Here is a 20,451-nt window from a genome sequence, read left to right as displayed (position 1 = left end):
TTGCTTATTTGGTTAGTTTTGCATTATCGGTTTCCGATTCATCTGCCCGATGACAGAGATTGATAACCTATCTATTTATTGTACTTAAATTCACTATGTTTTATGGACACGCAATCTGCAGTAGACACAAAAGTCAAGGTCGGTATAATCGGTTTCGGTAGAATGGGAAGATTCTATTGGGAAGCGATGCGGAAAAGTGGGCGATGGAATATTGCTTATATTTGTGATACCGATCCGGAATCACGTCAATTAGCTAAAGAATTATCTCCGGAATCTCTTATAGTAGAAAATAATCAATGTATTTTTGAGGATGAAAGTGTGCAAGTTGTCGGACTTTTCACTTTGGCAGACTCACGAATGGAGCAGATTGAAAAAGCCATCCGCTACGGAAAACATATTATTTCAGAAAAACCTGTTGCGGATACGATGGAGAATGAGTGGAAGGTCGTGGAAATGACGGAAAACTCAAATCTTATTTCTACCGTGAACCTGTATCTGCGAAATTCCTGGTATCATAAACAGATGAAGGAATATATTCAAAAAGGAGAAATCGGGGAGTTGGCTATTATCCGTATCTGCCATATGACTCCCGGACTGGCACCGGGCGAAGGTCACGAATATGAAGGACCCGCCTTCCATGATTGCGGAATGCACTATGTAGACATTGCCCGTTGGTATGCCGGATGCGATTACCGGACATGGAATGCGCAAGGAGTGAATATGTGGAATTATAAAGATCCCTGGTGGGTGCAATGCCACGGTACTTTTCAGAATGGTGTAGTCTTTGATATTACCCAAGGCTTTGTTTATGGACAATTGTCTAAAGACCAGACACATAATTCATACGTAGATATAATCGGAACGAAAGGTGTGGTGCGCATGACGCATGACTTCAATACTGCTGTGGTCGATCTGCACGGGGTGAATCAGACACTTCGGGTGGAGCAGCCTTTCGGTGGCAAGAATATCGACGTATTATGCGACTTGTTTGCTGATTCGGTAGTGACCGGACAACGTAGTCCTCGCCTGCCGCTAATGCGTGATTCGGCCATTGCATCCGAATATGCATGGACATTCCTGAAAGATACACGTACACATGATCTGCCGGCTATCGGTAATCTGCGCACGTTGGAACAAATTCGTGAACGGAGAAGAAATATGAAAAATGGATATGGGTTGCTGCACAGTAATCTTCCACAAATAACGAACCCTTAAAACAGATAATTATGTCAGACATTTCAAGGAGAGACTTTCTCAAAACGGGCGCTATGGCTTTGGCAGGCATTACCATTGCTCCGAGTTCTATTTTAGGAATGAGTCACGGTCATGTGGCTCCCAGTGATAAATTGAATCTTGCAGCCGTGGGGATTGGTGGCATGGGACATGCCAATATTAATAAAGTGAAGGGCACTGAAAACATTGTGGCTCTTTGCGATGTGGACTGGAGATATGCAAAAGGTGTGTTCGACGAATTCCCGAAAGCAAAGAAATATTGGGACTATCGTAAGATGTACGATGAAATGGGTAAATCTATCGACGGGGTAATTATTGCTACTGCCGACCATACTCATGCTATTATTACCGCCGATGCGATGACAATGGGTAAGCACGTATTCTGTCAGAAGCCGTTGACTCACTCGGTTTATGAATCACGTTTGCTGACTAACCTGGCTGCTTCGACCGGTGTTGTTACTCAGATGGGTAATCAGGGGGCATCCGACGAAGGCACGGATTTGGTTTGCGAATGGATATGGAATGGTGAAATCGGTGAAGTGACTAAGGTGGAATGTGCTACCGACCGTCCTATCTGGCCGCAAGGATTGAATGCTCCTGAAAAGGCAGACCGTATCCCAAGTACATTGAACTGGGATTTGTTTACCGGCCCGGCTAAGTTGAATCCGTATAATGAAATTTATCATCCTTGGAACTGGCGCGGATGGTGGGATTATGGAACAGGTGCATTGGGTGATATGGCGTGCCATATCCTGCATCAACCGTTCAGAGCCTTAAAACTGGGTTATCCTACTAAGGTGGAAGGTTCTTCTACTTTGTTGCTGAGTGCTTGTGCTCCGCAGGCGCAGCATGTGAAAATGATTTTCCCTGCCCGTGATAATATGCCGAAAGTGGCCCTTCCGGAAGTTGAAATCCATTGGTATGATGGTGGTATGATGCCTGAACGTCCGAAAGGATTCCCACAAGGTAAACAACTGATGCAAAGTGGTGGTGGTCTGACTATTTTCCACGGAACGAAAGATACTTTGATTTGCGGATGTTATGGACAGAATCCTTGGCTGCTTTCCGGTCGTACACCTAATGCTCCGAAAGTTTGCCGTCGTGTACCTAATGCTATGAATGGTGGTCACGAAATGGACTGGGTGCGTGCTTGTAAAGAAGATAAGTCAAGCCGTGTCATGACTAAATCTGATTTCTCCGAAGCAGGGCCGATGAATGAAATGGTAGTAATGGGAGTATTGGCTATCCGTCTGCAAGCTTTGAACAAGACTTTGGAGTGGGATGGTGCTAATATGTGTTTTACCAACATCGGTGATAATGAAACTATCAGAACTTGTATAAAAGATGGCTTTAAGATTCATAACGGTCATCCTACTTTTGATAAGACTTGGACAGAACCGGTGAACGCGAAACAATTCGCTGCCGAACTGGTGAAGCACAACTATCGTGAAGGCTGGAGACTGCCTGATATGCCGAGATAAAAAGAATATCCTAATCAAATAACAGAATAATATCATGAAAAAAGTATTTTATCCTTTGGCTTGTTGCCTGGTTGCGGGAGTTTTCACTTCTTGTGGCGGTCAGAAAGCCGGAAATGCTCAAGGCGAGCAGACATCAGACAAGGTTGCATTGTCTTATTCTAAATCATTGAAAGCAGTGGAAGCAGACAGCTTGAATTTACCTGTCGATAAGGATGGTTACATCACTATCTTTGACGGTGAAACGTTTAACGGATGGCGTGGTTATGGTAAGGACCGTGTTCCTACCAAGTGGACAATTGAAGATGGCTGCATCAAATTCAATGGAACCGGTGGCGGTGAAGCGCAGGACGGTGACGGTGGCGACTTGATTTTTGCGCATAAGTTTAAAAACTTTGAACTGGAACTGGAATGGAAAGTTGCTAAAGGCAGTAATTCAGGTATCTTGTATCTGGCTCAGGAAATTACTTCTAAGGATAAAGATGGTAACGACGTGCTCGAACCTATTTATATCTCTGCGCCCGAATATCAGATATTGGACAATACCAATCATCCGGATGCCAAATTGGGTAAGGATAACAACCGCCAGTCAGCTTCTCTGTATGACATGATTCCGGCAGTTCCTCAAAACTCTAAACCGTTCGGTGAATGGAACAAGGCGAAGGTTATGGTTTATAAAGGCACGGTTGTTCATGGACAAAACGATGAAAACGTATTGGAATATCACCTGTGGACAAAACAGTGGACGGATATGTTGCAGGCAAGCAAGTTTAGCGAAGACAAATGGCCTTTGGCATTTGAATTGCTGAACAATTGCGGTGGCGAAAACCATGAAGGATTTATCGGATTGCAAGATCACGGTGATGATGTTTGGTTCCGCAATATCCGCGTGAAGATTTTAGACTAATCACATAAATAGGAAAAAGGCACGGATTACACGGATAACACGGTTTTTCTGACTATCGTTATTATATAACAACCGTGTAATTCCGTGTAATCCGTGCCTTTTTTCATAAAAAATTGAATAATTATAATCCCTGATATCTATTATATGAGAACCCGAATTTATTTATGTGCCTTGGCTGTTCTTCTCATGATTCCGGTTGCGATGACCGCGCAGACGAAGAAAAAAGCTAAAAAAGCAAAGAAAGAAGTAGCTATTCAGCTCTATTCCGTTAGAGATATATTGAATAAGGTGGACAATAAGGACGGTAAATGTGATCCGACTTATACTGCTATTCTCGAGAAATTGGCAAAAATGGGTTATACCGGTGTTGAAGCGGCCAATTATAATAATGGAAAATTTTACGATAGAACTCCCCGGCAATTTAAGAAAGATGTCGAATCGGCAGGAATGAAAGTCTTGTCTTCGCATTGTACACGTGGATTATCGAAGGAAGAATTGGCTTCCGGTAATTATTCAAAATCGCTTGAATGGTGGGAGCAGTGTATTGCAGACCATAAGGCAGCCGGTATGAAATATATCGTAGCTCCCTGGATGGATGTTCCTAAAACACTGAAGGATCTGGAAACTTACTGTGCTTATTATAATGAAATAGGCAAACGCTGTAAACAACAGGGCTTGCAGTTCGGCTACCATAATCATGCCCATGAATTCCAAAAAGTGGAAGGTAACGTGATGTATGACTATATGCTGGAACATACGAATCCCGAATACGTTTTCTTCCAGATGGATGTTTACTGGGTGGTTCGCGGTCAGAATAGTCCGGTAGATTATTTTAATAAATATCCGGGCAGATTCAAGATATTCCATATCAAAGACCACAGGGAAATCGGTCAGAGTGGAATGGTAGGTTTCGATGCAATCTTTAATAATGCGAAGACGGCAGGTGTAAACTATCTTGTTGCTGAAATCGAGAAATATAGTATTCCGGTAGAGGAAAGTGTGGAAGTGAGTCTGGATTACTTATTGGACGCTCCTTTTGTGAAAAGCTCCTATTCCAAATAACTTCTATTCCAAATAGTATAAACTGCTTACGATAAGGCATAAAAAAAAGTCTGTGCATGCTTTGCGCATGTCAGACTTTCAATTCTCTCTAGGCTGTTACTGAATTATTCAGCTACAGTTTCAGTTACTTCTACTGCAACGCTATCAGTTGTTGTAGTATCTGCTGCTGCTTGTTCTGCTTCAAGAGCTGCTGCTTCCACTGCTGCGATTGAGTCAGCGATACGGATAGAATCTGCAGTTGCTTTTGCTGCGTCAGCTGCTTTGTTACCACATGATGCGAATGATACTGCTACGATAGCTACGGCCATCAAAACTAATTTTTTCATTTTCTTTGCTTTTTAAAAACGTAATACAATCAATTGCTTTATTAAAACGATGCAAAGGTATGTACTTTTTCAATATGTTGTTCTCGAAAAGCCAACTTTTTTTATATATTTTTTGGTAACTGGCCCTTTTCTTACTCTTTCCCTATGTTTTAGAACATATTAATCGACAGCTATACTGTTATATAGGTATCTTTTGATACTTCTTTTCGGCGTTTTTTCAAATTCCGTGGGGTAGAGTTGTATCTTGCTGATTTTTTCGTAAGCGGCTACATTTGCGTTCAGATTCTTGAGATTCTCGTTCATGATTGTTTTTAGGTTGTCCGGGTTGTTCAGTCCGAGTGAATCCAGTGCTTCGTAGTCGGCATAGACAAGGGCGACCAGCTTCTTGTTGCGTTCGATGACGATACTTTCGAGAACGAACGGCAGGTTGTTGAGCTTTGTTTCCAACTCTTCCGGGAAGATATTCTGTCCGCTTGAGCTCAAAATCATGGTCTTGAGACGTCCGCGAATAAAAATATTGCCGTTGGCATCCATTGTTCCGAGGTCACCGGTGCGCAGCCAGTTGTCTTCGGTGAATACTTCTTGTGTGGCTTCCGGATTCTTGTAATAACCCACCATTGTGTTCTCACCGCGTACCTGTATTTCTCCCACTTCCGATTCCGGATTTTCCTTGTAGATACGGGCTTCCATAATATCCAGTATCTTTCCCGAAGAACCCAGTACAAATTCATTCCACGGAGCATAGCTGATAAGTGGCCCGCATTCCGTCATTCCGTAACCGATGGTGAAAGGGAATTTGATTTTGTAGAAAAACTCTTCCACTTCTTTATCCATGGCGGCACCGCCGATGATAATCTCCTTGAAACGACCGCCCAGTGCGTCGATCAGCCGTTTGCGTATCTGATTATAAATCTGCGTGTCGAGCAAAGGAATATTAAGCGCCCATTTCATTCCTTTCTTATTAATAAGAGGTTGGATGATATTCTTATATATCTTCTCGATCACGAGCGGTACGGTGATAATCAGGTTTGGTTTCACTTCCTCAAAAGCCTTCATAATGATTTTGGGCGAAGGAGTTTTTCCAAGCAGGGTGACATGGGTGCCGACGGCTGTTGCTGTCAGAAAGTCGAATGCGCAACCGTAGGCATGGGCAAGCGGAAGGAAAGAAAGTACTTTATCTCCTTTTTTAAGCAATTCGGTGCGAATGCCGAAAGTAACGTTGCCGGCGAGACTGTTGCCTGTTAGCATGACTCCCTTGCTGAAGCCGGTAGTACCGGAAGTATAGTTCAGGAGCATTACTTTATCATTGGAGAGGGTAGTGTACTGCACATCTTCGCGGGTAAATCCTTTCGGATAGCAAGAATGCATCTCTTTATCGGTATTCTTCAGAAACTTCTGTATGGTCTCTCCGTCGCGTTGATACAGGCAACGGAAGTCGGTCAGTGAGAAGACTCCCCTTAATCCCTGTAGTTTCTCTTCTTCCAAGTTATCCCAAATACTGTCGCTTGTGAACAGGAAGACAGATTCGGAATGATTGACGATATGATGAACATCGTTGGGAGTAAAGTCCTGAAGGATGGGTACGACGATTGCGCCATATGTGATAGTTGCCATATAGGCGATGCACCAATGTGCATTATTTTTGCCGATAACTGATATCTTATCTCCTCTGCGAAGGCTACAATGCTTGAATAACAAGTGTAAACGGGCGATTTCTTCAGCTACTTGTCCATACGTATATTGGGTATTTTCTCCGTAATCAGTATAACAAGGTAAATCCCAATTCTCACGAAAACTATTTTCGTATAGTTTAATGAAATTCTCTTTAATCATTGCACGTTTTTTAGTGAATTGTGCAAAAATAGGAATAAACTTTCGTATCCAAAAGGGTTTTACTAATAATAATGTGTAACTTTGCAAAGTTAATGTGTTTATAACAGCTTATGATAGATACCACTGTATTTCAAAATAAGACAGCCGTTTATTATACACTAGGCTGCAAATTAAATTTTTCAGAGACTTCGACTATTGGTAAAATACTGCGTGAGGCAGGTGTGCGGACTGTCCGTAAGGGTGAGAAAGCGGATATCTGTGTGGTGAATACCTGCTCGGTGACTGAGATGGCGGATAAGAAATGCCGGCAGGCCATTCATCGGTTGGTGAAGCAGCATCCTGGTGCTTTTGTGGTGGTGACCGGATGTTATGCGCAGTTGAAACCCGGCGATGTGGCAAAGATAGACGGAGTGGACGTAGTACTGGGAGCCGAACAGAAAGGCGAGTTGCTCCAATATTTGGGCGACTTGCAAAAACATGAAAAAGGCGAAGCCGTTACTACTGCAACCAAAGATATTCGTTCCTTTTCTCCTTCGTGTTCGCGGGGTGACCGTACGCGCTTTTTCCTGAAAGTGCAGGATGGCTGTGATTACTTCTGTTCATACTGCACCATTCCTTTTGCCCGTGGGCGGAGCCGCAATGGAACTATTGCTTCTATGGTGGAGCAGGCAAAGAGTGCCGCTGCCGAAGGCGGAAAAGAAATCGTCCTGACCGGAGTAAATATCGGAGATTTCGGCAAGACAACGGGAGAAACTTTCTTTGACCTGGTGAAAGCACTGGATGAAGTGGAAGGAATCGAACGTTATCGTATATCCTCTATCGAACCCAACCTGCTGACGGATGAAATCATCGAATTCGTATCTCGCTCCCGTCGCTTTATGCCTCATTTCCATGTTCCTTTGCAATCGGGATGCGACGAAGTGTTGAAGTTGATGCGCCGTCGGTATGATACCGCTCTCTTTGCTTCGAAAGTGAAGAAGATAAAAGAGGTGATGCCGGACGCTTTTATCGGCGTGGATGTGATTGTGGGAACCCGTGGTGAGACGACAGAATATTTCGAGCAAGCCTGTCAGTTCATTGCCGGATTGGATGTGACTCAACTGCATGTGTTCAGCTATTCCGAACGACCGGGAACACAGGCGCTGAAGATAGACTATGTCGTTTCACCTGAAGAAAAGCATCAGCGCAGCCAACGACTATTGACGCTTTCGGATGAAAAGACGCAGGCTTTTTATGCCCGTCATATCGGGCAGACCATGCCGGTGCTGATGGAGAAATCGAAAGCAGGCACTCCGATGCATGGATTTACGGAAAACTATATCCGTGTGGAAGTGGATAGTGACAACTCGCTCGACAATCAGGTAGTCAATGTACGTTTGGGGGAATTTAACGAAGATAAGACAGCCTTAAAAGGTACAATTCTGATATAAGTATGAAATCAAAATTTATCTATTGGCTCGTATCTACGGGGATGTGGCTCTTTTCAGCCCTTCCGTTCAGAATATTGTATATTCTTTCGGATTTCAATTATCTGTTGATGTACCGTGTGGGAAAATATCGTCGGAAAGTCGTCCGGGAGAACTTGAAGAGGTCATTCCCGGAAAAGACCGATGCGGAAAGATTACAGATAGAGCGCAAATTTTATCGTTATCTTTCGGATTATATGCTGGAAGATTTGAAGTTGCTGCATATGTCTGCCGAAGACCTTTGCGAAAGGATGACTTATAAGAATACGGAACAGTATTTGGAACTGACGGAAAAGTATGGCGGAATTATCGTGATGATTCCCCATTATGCCAATTATGAATGGCTGATAGGGATGGGGGCGATCATGAAGCCGGGAGATGTTCCCGTGCAGGTGTATAAGCCTTTGAAAGATAAATATTTGGACGAACTGTTCAAACGCATACGTTCCCGTTTTGGCGGATACAATATACCGAAACATTCTACTGCCCGCGAGATTATTAAATTGAAACGTGAAGGCAAAAAGATGGTGGTCGGACTGATTACCGACCAGTGGCCTAGCGGTGATAGATATTGGACTACCTTCCTGGGACAGCAAACCGCTTTCCTGAATGGTGCGGAACGCATTGCCAAAATGATGAACTTCCCTGTTTTCTATTGTGAACTGACGAAGAATCGTAGAGGATATTGCGAAGCCGAATTTAAATTGATGACGGAAACTCCCAAGGAAACAGCCGAGGGAGAGATAACCGAAATGTTTGCACAGCGTTTGGAACAAACCCTTCGCAGAGAACCTGCTTACTGGCTATGGTCGCATAAACGATGGAAATTTACTCAGGAAGAATGTGCGCGGAATGAACAGGAAGAACAGAACAAGAGAAAAGAAGGAAAATGAAAGTATCAGTTGTCATTCTGAATTGGAACGGATGCGATATGCTTCGTACTTTTCTTCCGTCTGTAATTCGTTATTCGGAAGGAGAGGGGATAGAGGTCTGTGTGGCGGATAATGGTTCTACGGATGATTCCGTGAATATGCTCCATCGGGAATTTCCTTCTGTCAGGACAATCATACTCGAACAGAATCATGGTTTCGCGGACGGATACAATTTGGCTTTGCAACAGGTAGATGCTGAATATGTAGTACTTCTGAACTCCGATGTGGAAGTGACGGAGCATTGGCTGGAACCGATGATTGCCTATTTGGATGCTCATCCGGAAATAGCTGCTTGCCAGCCGAAGATACGGAGCCAGCGGCAAAAAGAATATTTTGAATATGCCGGGGCATCGGGCGGATTTATAGATAAGTATGGTTATCCTTTCTGTCGTGGCCGCATCATGGGAGTAGTTGAAAAAGACGAAGGTCAGTATGATAAGATACTTCCCGTATTTTGGGCGACGGGGGCGGCTTTGTTTATCCGCCGTGCCGATTATCTGAATGTCGGCGGACTGGACGGGCGTTTCTTTGCACATATGGAAGAGATTGACTTCTGCTGGCGACTTCGTTCCCGTGGACGTGAGATTGTTTGTATTCCTCAAAGTGTTGTCTATCATGTAGGCGGGGCTACCCTCAAAAAAGAGAACCCTCGTAAGACTTTTCTTAATTTCCGTAATAATCTTGTCATGCTCTATAAGAATCTTCCGCAGGAAGAGTTAAATAAAGTGATGCGTATCCGGGCTTGCCTTGATTATGTAGCGGCACTTACTTTTCTGCTGAAAGGTGATGTAGGTAATGCTCGTGCAGTGGTAAGTGCACGTAAGGAATATAAGAAGATATGTCCATCATTTTCTTCATCCCGTGAAGAGAATCAAAGAAAAAAAACTTTGAATCCGATTCCCGAACAAACAAAAAGTAGTATCTTGTGGCAGTTTTATGCGAGAGGATGCAAACGGTTCTCTCAATTGTCGGACTTAAAAGGATAACAAGATGGAATCATCAAAAGTTAGAAGAGGTATCGGGCTGGTAGCGCACGATGCTATGAAAAAAGACCTCATCGAATGGGTACTGTGGAACTCTGAATTATTGATGGGGAATAAATTCTACTGTACAGGTACTACCGGTACATTGATATTGGAAGCGTTGAAAGAGAAACATCCCGAACAGGAGTGGGATTTTACGATTTTGAAATCCGGGCCTTTGGGGGGCGACCAGCAGATGGGTTCGCGCATTGTGGACGGACAGATTGATTATCTTTTCTTTTTCACTGACCCAATGACTTTACAGCCACATGATACGGATGTGAAGGCGTTAACCCGCCTGGCAGGTGTAGAAAATATCGTTTTCTGCTGTAACCGTTCAACGGCGGATCATATTATTTCCAGCCCGTTGTTTATGGATCCTGATTACGAACGTATTCATCCTGATTATTCCAGTTATACTAAACGTTTCCAGGATAAAACTGTGGTAACGGAAGCTGTGGAATCAGTGAACAAAAGAAAGAAGAAAAGAAAATAAGAATTTTAAGATAATGACGGGCTGACCTGTCAGATAATTCTACATAAAAATGTAAATCAGGCACAGATTACGTGGATTACACGGTTCCAATTAACTTAAAACCGCGAAATCCGTGTAATCCGTGCCTGAATAAAAATTAGATGTTTCTGTTTTATTTTCTGCTGCAATGCAGTTCTATCCCCGCTGACTCTATATCTGCCCCCATTGGCGGATTTCTTTTAGAAAGTCGGAGCTCGATTTCTTCAATAGTCGGGAACTGTTCAAACAGTTTTTTTATAATTCTTCCACCTACATGTTCCAGTAACTTTGACGGAACAGCCATCTCTGTCATTATCACATGATGTACTTCGGCGTAGTTAACGGTATCGGCAACTTCATCCGTTTGTGCGGCTTTACTGATATTTACTTTCAGTTTCAAGTCAATGAGGTATTCGTTTCCGATAAGATTCTCTTGTGGTGCGACTCCGTGATAAGCGTAGCAGCGAATCTTTTCCAAAAGAATATAGCTATTGTTTATCTTCATATGATGGATTGTTAGTCTGATTTTGTTTTACTTTCAATAAGTCTTTCTGCGCAACCATTTGCGGGATTACTTTCAGAAATACGGGGGTGAGCAAGATACAGATACTCAACGTTATGAACAGGAGTGCAATAGCCTGTGCCCAGTCATTATGAATGTATCGTGCTACCAATGGTCTTAAAAAATGAAGAATAGGCCCGTGAATACTCAAGGTGATAATAGAATATCTCCCCAGGTAAGAAACCACCTTCAGCCTTTTCACTTTTTTGCAAAGTAACATAATCATAAATATTCCTGCAAATGCTGCGATATAAACTTGGAAGATATTTCCTGAATAGTTGTTTGTGCGCATTCCCAGTGTAGTCGAGGTGAAATACATCACCACTAATGCCAATAGAACAAAAACAGGAATCAATTTGTCGAACCGATGGCTTGGAAACAGGAAAAAGTTATATCTGCGAATCCAAAAACCTGCTACATAAAAAGGCAGAGCAGTCATGGAAACATCTATATAGAGAGGTAGTTCTATCTGTAACTTTCCGAGATAAAATCCTGCACAGCCTATCAACAGTGTAAGGGCGAACATGAGGGACAAATGCTTTTCCCGCAAGAAATGTATCAGATAAAACAGAATATTACAGTTGAACAATGCAAGCAGGAACCAAATGGGGGGATTGAACTTGATAAGGTCGTGCCCGTGGAATACCACCAAAAGCTCTTTCCATGATACGGGGATTTGAAAAACTCCCGGTGCTATTTTCCAAACGATATATTTCAGTAGAAAAGCACTTAGATAAAAAAACAGGAAAGGGATAATCAGCTTATTTATTTTTCGGACGATGAATCCCAATAACCCTTCGTATGATTTAAAAAAGACTCCCGATATAAAAAAATAGAGCGGCATGCGGAAACAAGATAACATAGAATCCTTGTCGAGTTTATCGAAAGCCCCGCCAATATGTGCCATGACTACAAGAATGATGCAGACTCCTTTGGTTAAGTCCACAAAATCAATACGTTTACCCGGGTTGCCTTCCATTCTCTCTTTTAATATCTTTTATTTCGCAATTCGGGCGCAAAGATACTTGATAAATTGGAATAAAATGGAGAAGACGAAGAAAATAAAAAGACGACTGCGTAAAGCGAAACAATAAAATGAATACCGATTCGATTATTGCAAAAAAAGAATATCAGAGATATGAATAACGCGGATAATTCAAGGTTCTGATATCCTTACCCCTGTATTATCCGCGCATTATCCATATTGTTTTATAGTACTTTATCTATATCTATTTTTCAGGATTTCTTCCGGTATACTTAATCAACTCACCTATCTTATCATTGAGCCCCTGTGCTTTCATCAACTGCTCCAGTGTGATATGCATCCGATACCGCCAATAATTCCGGGGATTGGACGGAACATTGATTCGTTCTTCCTGCACATTCGGATTCCGCAAGTTCCCGTCTATGGACAACCAGTCCTGGAATGACAAAATGCAGAGAATGGAATTACTGTTAAGATGCTTGCGTACTATTTCTTCGCACAGTTCAGGAGTCGCAACAGTAGGCGCAATACCATAATGTCCCAGCATTGTATTGTAATAACGTTGCGTCTGCTGATAATCTTCTTCCCACCAACCGCGCAGCGTAGACATATCATGCGTGGAAATCGTGCAAACCGACCGGTACGGGTATTCTTCCAGATGTCCGAACTCATACATCGGATTCTTAGGCATCCGTTGAATCTCCAGGCTAAGAATACGCAAATCATTCATCACGGACGGCACACAAGCAGGAATCATACCCAAATCTTCTCCGCATACCAACATACGAGTGGACTGCGTTAGTTGAGGTAACTTCTTCATCGCCTGCTGATACCAAAACTCATTGTGACGATGATAATAATACTGATCATATAGTTTATTAAAAGCGTTCTTATCCTCTTCGCTCAATGCCCGGAAGATAAAGTCACGTTGTACACCAATGCGGGGATGATATTTGCCTTCTTCTTTCTTGTCCGGTACAAACAATACATTACTGATTAAAGAATACAATCCGTCCCGAATCCAGATGCTGTCTTCGTCGTTCTTCCCGGCAAAGAACTGTTTCACTTCCTGTTGCGTTTCAAACCCCGGCTTCATGCGATAAATTCCGGACTCATCTGCCAACTCGAGAAAATCTTGTTTCACAGTATTCGTATAGGGCCCGAATAGCTGTCCGAGGAACGACTCATGGATATATGGGTTCAGATATTCTTTCCGGAATGTGAAACCGTAACTTTCTATCTCTTCCCGGCTCATTGGCAGGGAAGGTGCAAACTGGCCTAACAATCCGTGTACGGCATTCATCGGTATTTCCCAAATACGGAAAAATCCGAGAATATGGTCAATCCGGTAGGCGTCAAAGTATTCAGCCATCTTCTGGAAACGCTTCATCCACCAGCGGTATCCGTCTTTCTCCATTACATCCCAGTTGTAAGTGGGGAATCCCCAATTCTGCCCATTCACAGAGAAATCATCGGGCGGAGCTCCTGCCTGTCCGTTCAGATTGAAATAATGCGGTTCTGTCCAGGCTTCCACGCTGTTACGGCTGATACCGATAGGAATATCCCCTTTCAGTACGACACCCTTCTCACGGGCATACTTCGTAGCTGCCAGTAATTGCAGATGCAGATGATACTGGATGAAATAATATAAAGCGATATGCGGATAATCTGCCGTCTCCGGCTGGCACATCTTTTCTATTTCCTCTGCATTATAAACAGAGTATTTCGGCCATTCACGGAAATTAGGCGTCCGGTAAGCATCACGCAGATAGCTAAATACAGCATAAGGCTGTAACCATTCCTTATTTGCTTCAAAGAAATCTTTGAACCCTTTGGAAGCCAAAACCTTTTCTCCTTCCTGCCGGAAAATTAAACGGAAGAACTCCCATTTCGTCTGATTGACCGCTTCATAATCAATGGCAGTCAGACTATTCAATTCCTTTTGTTTTTTATTGAATCCGGATGCGGCTTCTTTATCTTTCAGTGTTCCCATTTGCTTCATATCCGCATACATCGGATGGAAAGCATAGATAGAAATACTGTTGTAAGGATAAGAATCCGTCCATGCATGCGTCATGGTTGTGTCGTTGATAGGTAAAATCTGAATCACCTTCTGATGGGTGCGTACAGCCCAGTCGATCATACGTTTCAAATCTCCGAAATCACCGACTCCGAAACTCTTTTCCGATTTCAACGAGAACACAGGAATAGCCATACCTGCTCCCTTCCAAGCAGGAATATCAAAATAAGCGTACCGATCGGAAATCACGAGCGTTTCGTTCGTCTTTATTTCCGGGTCTGCCAGGTAGCGGTTGGGATTATTTTCCCAACAGTCCACTTTCTTTTCCAGCTTGTTGTAAAGAACGAATTTATATTCCAGCGGATATTTGAGTTTACTGGCATCCAGTTCCACCTGCCATTCCGGGAAGTTGGCGTCACTCATCAGAACAGCCTTTTCCGGCTCCCAGTTGCCTAATGCCTTCTGATTGCCACAAATCCCCAAACAGTAATCCTTGTTAATGCGTGGAGCATAAGCTTTGATTACCAGTCCCTTCTTGTGACCTTGCGGAATACTTTCCCTTTCGGGATGCGACAATAATGCTTCCGTAAAAGCCGAACTGTAAAGGTACAGTTGCTCCGGAATATTTTTCCAGCAATCATTGATTCTGTATTTCTTTCTGGGGACGCCGGACAGGAAAATACATCGTGGGAAATTGTCCCATTCCTTGCGGATAACGCTCCCGTTTTGTTCTATCTGATAGTTATAATTGATAGTTAACCCTTCCTGGGGAACTTCCACTTCCAGTTCTGCCGTCCAGTATATACCATCTGTTGTGTGCATGGGGACAGACTCCGTGGACAAGCCGGCAAGCCTGACTTCTTCCCCCCAGTTGGTGCGATATTCGATATTAAATGATAAAATCATATATATTAGATTTTGATTGAATATTTAAGACACTGCAAGTATAAGACATTTTTTTGAATAAAAAATAAAAGGAACCCTCGCGGACTCCTTTTAACCTTTTGTTTATATATTAATTAACATACGTAAGATGTTTATCCACATCTGGAAGCACCGCAGCTAGTGCAGATCAGGCAACCTTCCTGATAAATTAATGTCTCATTGCCGCAGTTCGGACATTTCTTTCCTTTGGCTTCGGTTCCATCCTGAATATACTTCTTCAAAGCACGTTCCACACCATTTTTCCAGGTGTTGATACTTTCACTGTTCAATTGCAGAGAGCCTACCAACTTGATAACCTGCTCAATCGGCATCCGGTAGCGAAGTACTCCCGAAATTAATTTCGCATAGTTCCAATATTCCTTGTTAAACTTCTCTGACAGTCCTTCAATGGTCGTCTTATATCCACGTTTGTTCTCAAATTGGAAGTCGTAACGTTTTGTACCGTCTTCATCAACATTCTTGATGATACGTCCGGAAGTTATGCTCTTAGGCAACAGGATGCCTTCGTCGTCATCCTGCAAACCGGTGAAGATTTCGTAAGGATGTCCGTCCAGCAGGCCGACGAAAGCCACCCATTTCTCCTTGTTATTTTGGAAACGTACCACGTCAGCTTCCAAAATTCTCGGACGTACCTCTACAACCGTAGGCGGTTTGCAAGGCGGTAAATCTTCTTTCTTTTCCGACTTCGTAGAAATCAATACGCCGGACCGTGAACCGTCACGATATACGGTACATCCTTTACAGCCGGATTTCCATGCTTCCACATACAGACGGTTTACTAAATCCTCGTCTACGTCATTCGGCAGATTGATAGTCACGCTGATGGAGTGGTCCACCCATTTTTGGATTCTTCCCTGCATCTTCACTTTCATCAACCAGTCTACATCGTTGGAAGTAGCCTTGTAATAAGGAGACTTAGCTACCAACTCGTCGATTTCTTCCTGTGAATAGCGTTTTGACGGGTCATATCCGTTAGCTTCCATCCAGGTAACGAACTTATGGTGGAATACGATATATTCTTCAAAAGCATCCCCTGTCTCGTCAACAAAGTCCACATGAACGTTCGTATCGTTCGGATTCACCTTTCTTCTGCGCTTGTAAACAGGCAGGAACACAGGTTCGATACCCGAAGTAGTCTGCGTCATCAGACTGGTTGTTCCGGTAGGAGCGATAGTCAGACAAGCGATGTTACGGCGTCCGTACTTCTTCATATCTTCGTACAGTGTCGGATCTGCTTCCGCCAAACGTTGGATGAACGGATTGTTCTGTTCGCGTTTGCTGTCGTACACCTCGAAAGCGCCACGTTCTTTCGCCATTTCTACTGACGAACGGTATGCTCCGAGAGCTACTGCCTTGTGTACTTTTTCTGAGAATTCCGTTGCTTCTTCCGTTCCGTAGCGCAGTCCCAAAGCAGCGAGCATGTCACCTTCGGCAGTGATACCTACACCAGTACGGCGACCTTGTCCGCTCTTCTTATATATCTTGTCCCAAAGTACACGTTCCGCACGTTTTACTTCTTCGTTCTCCGGGTCATCATCAATCTTGTTCATGATGCGCTCGATCTTTTCCAGTTCAAGGTCGATGATGTCGTCCATGATACGTTGAGCCAAAGCTACATGCTTGTGGAACAAATCGAAATCAAAGTAAGCATCCGGTTTGAACGGATTCACTACATAAGAATATAGATTGATAGCCAACAGACGGCAAGAGTCATACGGACACAATGGAATTTCTCCACACGGATTAGTAGATACGGTCTTGTAACCCAGGTCTGCATAGCAATCGGGCACAGATTCGCGGATAATCGTATCCCAGAACAGGACACCCGGTTCTGCTGATTTCCATGCGTTATGAACAATCTTCTTCCATAGGGTAGAAGCGTCGATTTCTTTAGTAAATGACGGATTAGCCGAGTCGATAGGATACTGCTGTACGTAAGGTTTTTCCTCTACGGCAGCCTGCATGAAAGCGTCGTCCAGTTTAACCGAAACGTTTGCGCCTGTCACCTTTCCTTCTGTCATCTTGGCGTCGATGAAAGCTTCGGAATCCGGATGCTTGATAGATACGCTCAACATCAATGCGCCACGGCGTCCGTCCTGGGCTACTTCACGGGTCGAATTAGAATACCGTTCCATGAACGGAACAAGACCGGTAGAAGTCAAAGCGGAGTTTTTAACCGGAGAACCTTTCGGACGGATGTGCGACAAGTCATGACCCACGCCACCACGTCTTTTCATTAGTTGTACCTGTTCTTCGTCGATTTTGATGATCGCCCCGTATGAGTCGGCAGCGCCATCTACTCCGATAACGAAGCAATTGGATAGTGAAGCAACCTGGTAGTCGTTACCGATTCCTGTCATCGGGCTACCTTGGGGAACGATGTATCTGAAGTGATCCAGTAAATCGTACAGTTCTTTTGCTGTCAGCGCATTCGGATACTTTGATTCGACACGTGCCACTTCATTAGCAATTCTCCAATGCATGTCTTCCGGAGACTTTTCATAGATATTTCCGAAAGAATCCTTTACTGCGTATTTGTTTACCCAAACCCTTGCAGCAAGCTCGTCGCCTTGAAAATATCGTAAAGATTCTTCGTAGGCTTCGTCATAAGAATAAATTTGTTTTTCCACGATTCAATTTGTGCTAAATCTGATTTTTAATAAGTAATGTGTAGAAGTTTACTTATCGTTAACAAATGTAGCTGCAAAGCTAAGAATGTTTTTTCATCTATCAAAATAAAAATGAAATAATTTATTAACAGGTTGCAAGTTTTCCATTTGTGTGCGCTAAGTATTTGATAAACAGATAAATTTGATTTTTGTTCAAAGGTTAAAGTTTTCCAAAAAGAAAACTATTCTTTTCTATCAGTATGGTGGAATAGTTTTTTCTTTTTATATCTTTGCAAAAAAAAGATATGTTTGAAACCGTAAAGAACAGAAGAACAATCAGGAAATACCAGTCGAAGGATATTGCTCCTGATTTGTTAAATGATTTGCTTGAAACCTCTTTCCGTGCTTCTACGATGGGGGGGATGCAACTTTATAGTGTAATTGTCACTCGCGACACGAAAATGAAGGAGAAACTTTCGCCCGCTCATTTTAACCAGCCGATGGTAAAAAATGCACCGGTGGTACTTACTTTTTGTGCTGATTTCCGTCGCTTCAGCAAGTGGTGCGAACAGCGGAAAGCTGTGCCGGGCTATGATAATTTAATGTCTTTTATGAATGCGTCTATGGATACTTTGCTGGTTGCGCAGACTTTCTGTACGCTGGCTGAAGAAGTAGGACTCGGTATTTGCTATTTGGGTACTACTACTTATAATCCCCAAATGATTATTGATACTCTTCAATTGCCCGAACTGGTATTCCCTCTTACGACGATAACGGTAGGTTATCCCGATGGTATTCCCGCGCAAGTAGACCGCCTGCCCTTGGAAGCTGCCGTGCACGATGAAAAATACCACGATTATACGCCGGAAGAGATAGAGAAGCTCTACGCATACAAAGAATCATTGCCGGAAAATAAACAGTTTATCGAAGAAAACAAGAAAGAAACTTTAGCCCAGGTATTTACAGATGTACGTTACACAAAGAAAGATAACGAATTTATGTCTGAAAATCTATTGGAAGTACTTCGTCAGCAAGGATTCTTGAAATAAGTATTAAAGAAAGTATTAAGTATTACCGTAGCTGCGTGAAATACATATAAAGCGTATCCGCACGGATAATACTTAATACTTTAAACACTTGTATTTTAATTTCTTTTCTTCAGTAATGACTCAATCTCCTGTACCTCTGCGCTAAAGCTCTTGTCCACCTCTAATTGTCCTTTTACGGTTTTGCAGGCGTGAAGTACGGTTGCATGATCCTTGTTACCGATGAATTTACCTATCTTGGATGTTGAAAAGTCTGTGTGATTTTTGGCGAGATACATGGCGATCTGCCTTGCTTGAACTACTTCTCTCTTTCTGGATTTTGTGTGTATGGCAGCCGGTTCCAGGTCGAAATGCTTGCATACCACTTTGAGGATATCATCAATGGTAACAGCCTTTGTCTCATTATGAACCACCCCATGCACGATGTGTTGTGCCAAATCCATATCTATTTCCTTGTTGAAAATAGTAGAGCGTGCCATGATTGCGATAACGATACCTTCCAGGTCGCGTACACTTTCGTTCACGTTCTCGGCAATATAATCGATTACTTCCGGTGGGAACTGTAATCCGTCGCGGTGTATCTTATTGCGCAGAATGTTTTTACGAAGTTCTACAGTCGGCTTTTCGAGCTCTGCCACCATGCCCCATTTGAAACGGGTGAGCAGGCGTTCTTCAATACCTTGCAATAACACGGGAGCGCGGTCGGAAGTCAATATGAGCTGTCTGCCGTTTTGATGTAAATGATTGAAGATATGGAAGAAATTGTTCTGCGTCTTGGTGACACCGGCAAATTCCTGGATATCATCGATAATCAATACATCAATCGTCTGATAGAAGTTGATGAAATCGTTCGTCGTATTATTACGTACAGAATCCGTATATTGTACCTGGAACAAATGTGCCGAAACGTACAATACTCTTTTCTCAGGATTCGTTTCTTTGATTTTCGTGCCTATTGCGTTTGCGAGGTGCGTTTTTCCCACTCCGGATGCTCCATAAAGGAACAACGGGTTGAAAGCAGTGCCCCCGGGTTTTTGTGCTACGGCTTCGGCTACACTTCTCGACAGCTTGTTGCTGTATCCTTCAATGAAGTTTTCGAAGTTATAATTGGGGTTCAAATGCGGGTCTAAGTCTTGAACAGCAGGAGCCTTCAAGAAGTTAGGCGCTTTGTTACCGTCAAATATGCTTTTGGGAGTAATAGCCGTAGAGCGATTGCTTGCTTCGAGATTCACGGTTTGATTCGGAATCGAAGTCTTGTCTACCATAACGTTGTACATCAACTTGGTGCCTTCGCCAATGACTTTATACAATGTCTTGCGGATAAGATCTACGAATCTCTCTTCCAGTATTTCATAGAAAAACTGGCTGGGGATTTGTAAAATCAATGTTTTGTCCTCATATTTTAATGGAACAATAGGGGCAAACCAAGTATTATATGTCGTCTCAGGAACATTGTCTTTTATAACGTCGAGACAGCGGTTCCAAAGTACGACATGATTTGATTCAATCAT

Annotated in this window: 16 protein-coding genes; 9 read left to right on the top strand and 7 right to left on the bottom strand. The window is 43.1% G+C overall.

Annotated features, from left to right (window positions below; genetic code table 11):
* The first annotated feature begins 102 nt into the window (after positions 1 to 102).
* From BacF7301_RS00080 to BacF7301_RS00065, 4 genes are all read left to right on the top strand, one after another.
* Complete coding sequence (locus tag BacF7301_RS00080; RefSeq protein WP_167959416.1) at positions 103 to 1,215, top strand: disaccharide 3-dehydrogenase; 1,113 nt, start codon at positions 103 to 105, stop codon at positions 1,213 to 1,215.
* Positions 1,216 to 1,226: 11 nt separating this feature from the next.
* On the top strand, positions 1,227 to 2,714 hold the full coding sequence (locus BacF7301_RS00075; RefSeq protein WP_167959415.1) for a glycoside 3-dehydrogenase: 1,488 nt from the start codon (positions 1,227 to 1,229) through the stop codon (positions 2,712 to 2,714).
* 34 nt (positions 2,715 to 2,748) lie between these two features.
* A complete protein-coding gene (locus BacF7301_RS00070; protein ID WP_167959414.1) occupies positions 2,749 to 3,618 on the top strand; it encodes a 3-keto-alpha-glucoside-1,2-lyase-like domain-containing protein in 870 nt (289 codons plus the stop codon).
* Positions 3,619 to 3,762: 144 nt separating this feature from the next.
* A complete protein-coding gene (locus BacF7301_RS00065) occupies positions 3,763 to 4,680 on the top strand; it encodes a sugar phosphate isomerase/epimerase family protein (protein WP_167959413.1) in 918 nt (305 codons plus the stop codon).
* Between the two features lie 104 nt (positions 4,681 to 4,784).
* Here BacF7301_RS00065 and BacF7301_RS00060 read toward each other — a convergent pair whose 3' ends face one another.
* Positions 4,785 to 5,006 (bottom strand): hypothetical protein, encoded by a 222-nt coding sequence (locus BacF7301_RS00060; RefSeq protein WP_022136938.1) that lies wholly within the window; start codon positions 5,004 to 5,006, stop codon positions 4,785 to 4,787.
* A 159-nt stretch (positions 5,007 to 5,165) separates the two neighbouring features.
* On the bottom strand, positions 5,166 to 6,839 hold the full coding sequence (locus BacF7301_RS00055) for a long-chain fatty acid--CoA ligase (RefSeq protein ID WP_167959412.1): 1,674 nt from the start codon (positions 6,837 to 6,839) through the stop codon (positions 5,166 to 5,168).
* 110 nt (positions 6,840 to 6,949) lie between these two features.
* Between BacF7301_RS00055 and mtaB the strand changes: the two genes are divergently transcribed.
* From mtaB to BacF7301_RS00035, 4 genes are read left to right on the top strand one after another with little or no spacing between them, the layout of a single operon-like run.
* Positions 6,950 to 8,269: a tRNA (N(6)-L-threonylcarbamoyladenosine(37)-C(2))-methylthiotransferase MtaB gene (gene mtaB, locus BacF7301_RS00050; RefSeq protein WP_167959411.1), complete on the top strand. Its 1,320-nt coding sequence runs from the start codon at positions 6,950 to 6,952 to the stop codon at positions 8,267 to 8,269.
* 2 nt (positions 8,270 to 8,271) lie between these two features.
* Positions 8,272 to 9,198 (top strand): lysophospholipid acyltransferase family protein, encoded by a 927-nt coding sequence (locus BacF7301_RS00045; protein WP_167959410.1) that lies wholly within the window; start codon positions 8,272 to 8,274, stop codon positions 9,196 to 9,198.
* Entirely contained in the window at positions 9,195 to 10,223 is a 1,029-nt protein-coding gene (locus tag BacF7301_RS00040) for a glycosyltransferase family 2 protein (RefSeq protein WP_167959409.1), read from the top strand. The genes BacF7301_RS00045 and BacF7301_RS00040 overlap by 4 nt, the downstream gene beginning before the upstream one ends.
* A 4-nt stretch (positions 10,224 to 10,227) precedes the next feature.
* Complete coding sequence (locus BacF7301_RS00035) at positions 10,228 to 10,755, top strand: methylglyoxal synthase (protein WP_167959408.1); 528 nt, start codon at positions 10,228 to 10,230, stop codon at positions 10,753 to 10,755.
* 151 nt (positions 10,756 to 10,906) lie between these two features.
* Here BacF7301_RS00035 and folB read toward each other — a convergent pair whose 3' ends face one another.
* The 4 genes from folB to BacF7301_RS00015 form a co-directional block, all read right to left on the bottom strand.
* Positions 10,907 to 11,278 carry a dihydroneopterin aldolase gene (gene folB / locus BacF7301_RS00030; RefSeq protein ID WP_167959407.1) on the bottom strand — a complete coding sequence of 124 codons (372 nt, stop codon included), beginning with the start codon at positions 11,276 to 11,278 and terminating at the stop codon, positions 10,907 to 10,909.
* Entirely contained in the window at positions 11,262 to 12,314 is a 1,053-nt protein-coding gene (locus BacF7301_RS00025; RefSeq protein WP_167959406.1) for an acyltransferase family protein, read from the bottom strand. Before BacF7301_RS00025 ends, folB begins: the two co-directional genes overlap by 17 nt.
* Positions 12,315 to 12,564: 250 nt before the next feature.
* Entirely contained in the window at positions 12,565 to 15,246 is a 2,682-nt protein-coding gene (locus BacF7301_RS00020) for a 4-alpha-glucanotransferase (protein WP_167959405.1), read from the bottom strand.
* Positions 15,247 to 15,377: 131 nt separating this feature from the next.
* A complete protein-coding gene (locus BacF7301_RS00015; RefSeq protein WP_167959404.1) occupies positions 15,378 to 17,915 on the bottom strand; it encodes an adenosylcobalamin-dependent ribonucleoside-diphosphate reductase in 2,538 nt (845 codons plus the stop codon).
* Between the two features lie 284 nt (positions 17,916 to 18,199).
* Here BacF7301_RS00015 and BacF7301_RS00010 point away from each other — a divergent pair, with 284 nt between their 5' ends.
* Positions 18,200 to 18,943: an NADPH-dependent oxidoreductase gene (locus BacF7301_RS00010; RefSeq protein WP_167959403.1), complete on the top strand. Its 744-nt coding sequence runs from the start codon at positions 18,200 to 18,202 to the stop codon at positions 18,941 to 18,943.
* Positions 18,944 to 19,038: 95 nt separating this feature from the next.
* On the opposite strand, the gene dnaA is transcribed toward BacF7301_RS00010, so the two are convergent.
* Positions 19,039 to 20,451, bottom strand: a complete 1,413-nt coding sequence (gene dnaA, locus BacF7301_RS00005; protein ID WP_167959402.1) for a chromosomal replication initiator protein DnaA — start codon at positions 20,449 to 20,451, stop codon at positions 19,039 to 19,041.

The sequence above is a fragment of the Bacteroides faecium genome (genome assembly GCF_012113595.1).
Classification (GTDB): domain Bacteria; phylum Bacteroidota; class Bacteroidia; order Bacteroidales; family Bacteroidaceae; genus Bacteroides; species Bacteroides faecium.
This window is presented reverse-complemented; position numbering and strand designations above follow the sequence as displayed.

What these genes read in the sequence shown, in the direction of transcription:
- BacF7301_RS00080 (WP_167959416.1), top strand. Translation starts at nt 103, where the DNA reads ATGGACACGCAATCTGCAGTAGACACAAAAGTCAAGGTCGGTATAATC.
- BacF7301_RS00075 (WP_167959415.1), top strand. Translation starts at nt 1,227, where the DNA reads ATGTCAGACATTTCAAGGAGAGACTTTCTCAAAACGGGCGCTATGGCT.
- BacF7301_RS00070 (WP_167959414.1), top strand. Translation starts at nt 2,749, where the DNA reads ATGAAAAAAGTATTTTATCCTTTGGCTTGTTGCCTGGTTGCGGGAGTT.
- BacF7301_RS00065 (WP_167959413.1), top strand. Translation starts at nt 3,763, where the DNA reads ATGAGAACCCGAATTTATTTATGTGCCTTGGCTGTTCTTCTCATGATT.
- BacF7301_RS00060 (WP_022136938.1), bottom strand. Translation starts at nt 5,006, where the DNA reads ATGAAAAAATTAGTTTTGATGGCCGTAGCTATCGTAGCAGTATCATTC.
- BacF7301_RS00055 (WP_167959412.1), bottom strand. Translation starts at nt 6,839, where the DNA reads ATGATTAAAGAGAATTTCATTAAACTATACGAAAATAGTTTTCGTGAG.
- mtaB (WP_167959411.1), top strand. Translation starts at nt 6,950, where the DNA reads ATGATAGATACCACTGTATTTCAAAATAAGACAGCCGTTTATTATACA.
- BacF7301_RS00045 (WP_167959410.1), top strand. Translation starts at nt 8,272, where the DNA reads ATGAAATCAAAATTTATCTATTGGCTCGTATCTACGGGGATGTGGCTC.
- BacF7301_RS00040 (WP_167959409.1), top strand. Translation starts at nt 9,195, where the DNA reads ATGAAAGTATCAGTTGTCATTCTGAATTGGAACGGATGCGATATGCTT.
- BacF7301_RS00035 (WP_167959408.1), top strand. Translation starts at nt 10,228, where the DNA reads ATGGAATCATCAAAAGTTAGAAGAGGTATCGGGCTGGTAGCGCACGAT.
- folB (WP_167959407.1), bottom strand. Translation starts at nt 11,278, where the DNA reads ATGAAGATAAACAATAGCTATATTCTTTTGGAAAAGATTCGCTGCTAC.
- BacF7301_RS00025 (WP_167959406.1), bottom strand. Translation starts at nt 12,314, where the DNA reads ATGGAAGGCAACCCGGGTAAACGTATTGATTTTGTGGACTTAACCAAA.
- BacF7301_RS00020 (WP_167959405.1), bottom strand. Translation starts at nt 15,246, where the DNA reads ATGATTTTATCATTTAATATCGAATATCGCACCAACTGGGGGGAAGAA.
- BacF7301_RS00010 (WP_167959403.1), top strand. Translation starts at nt 18,200, where the DNA reads ATGTTTGAAACCGTAAAGAACAGAAGAACAATCAGGAAATACCAGTCG.
- dnaA (WP_167959402.1), bottom strand. Translation starts at nt 20,451, where the DNA reads ATGATTGAATCAAATCATGTCGTACTTTGGAACCGCTGTCTCGACGTT.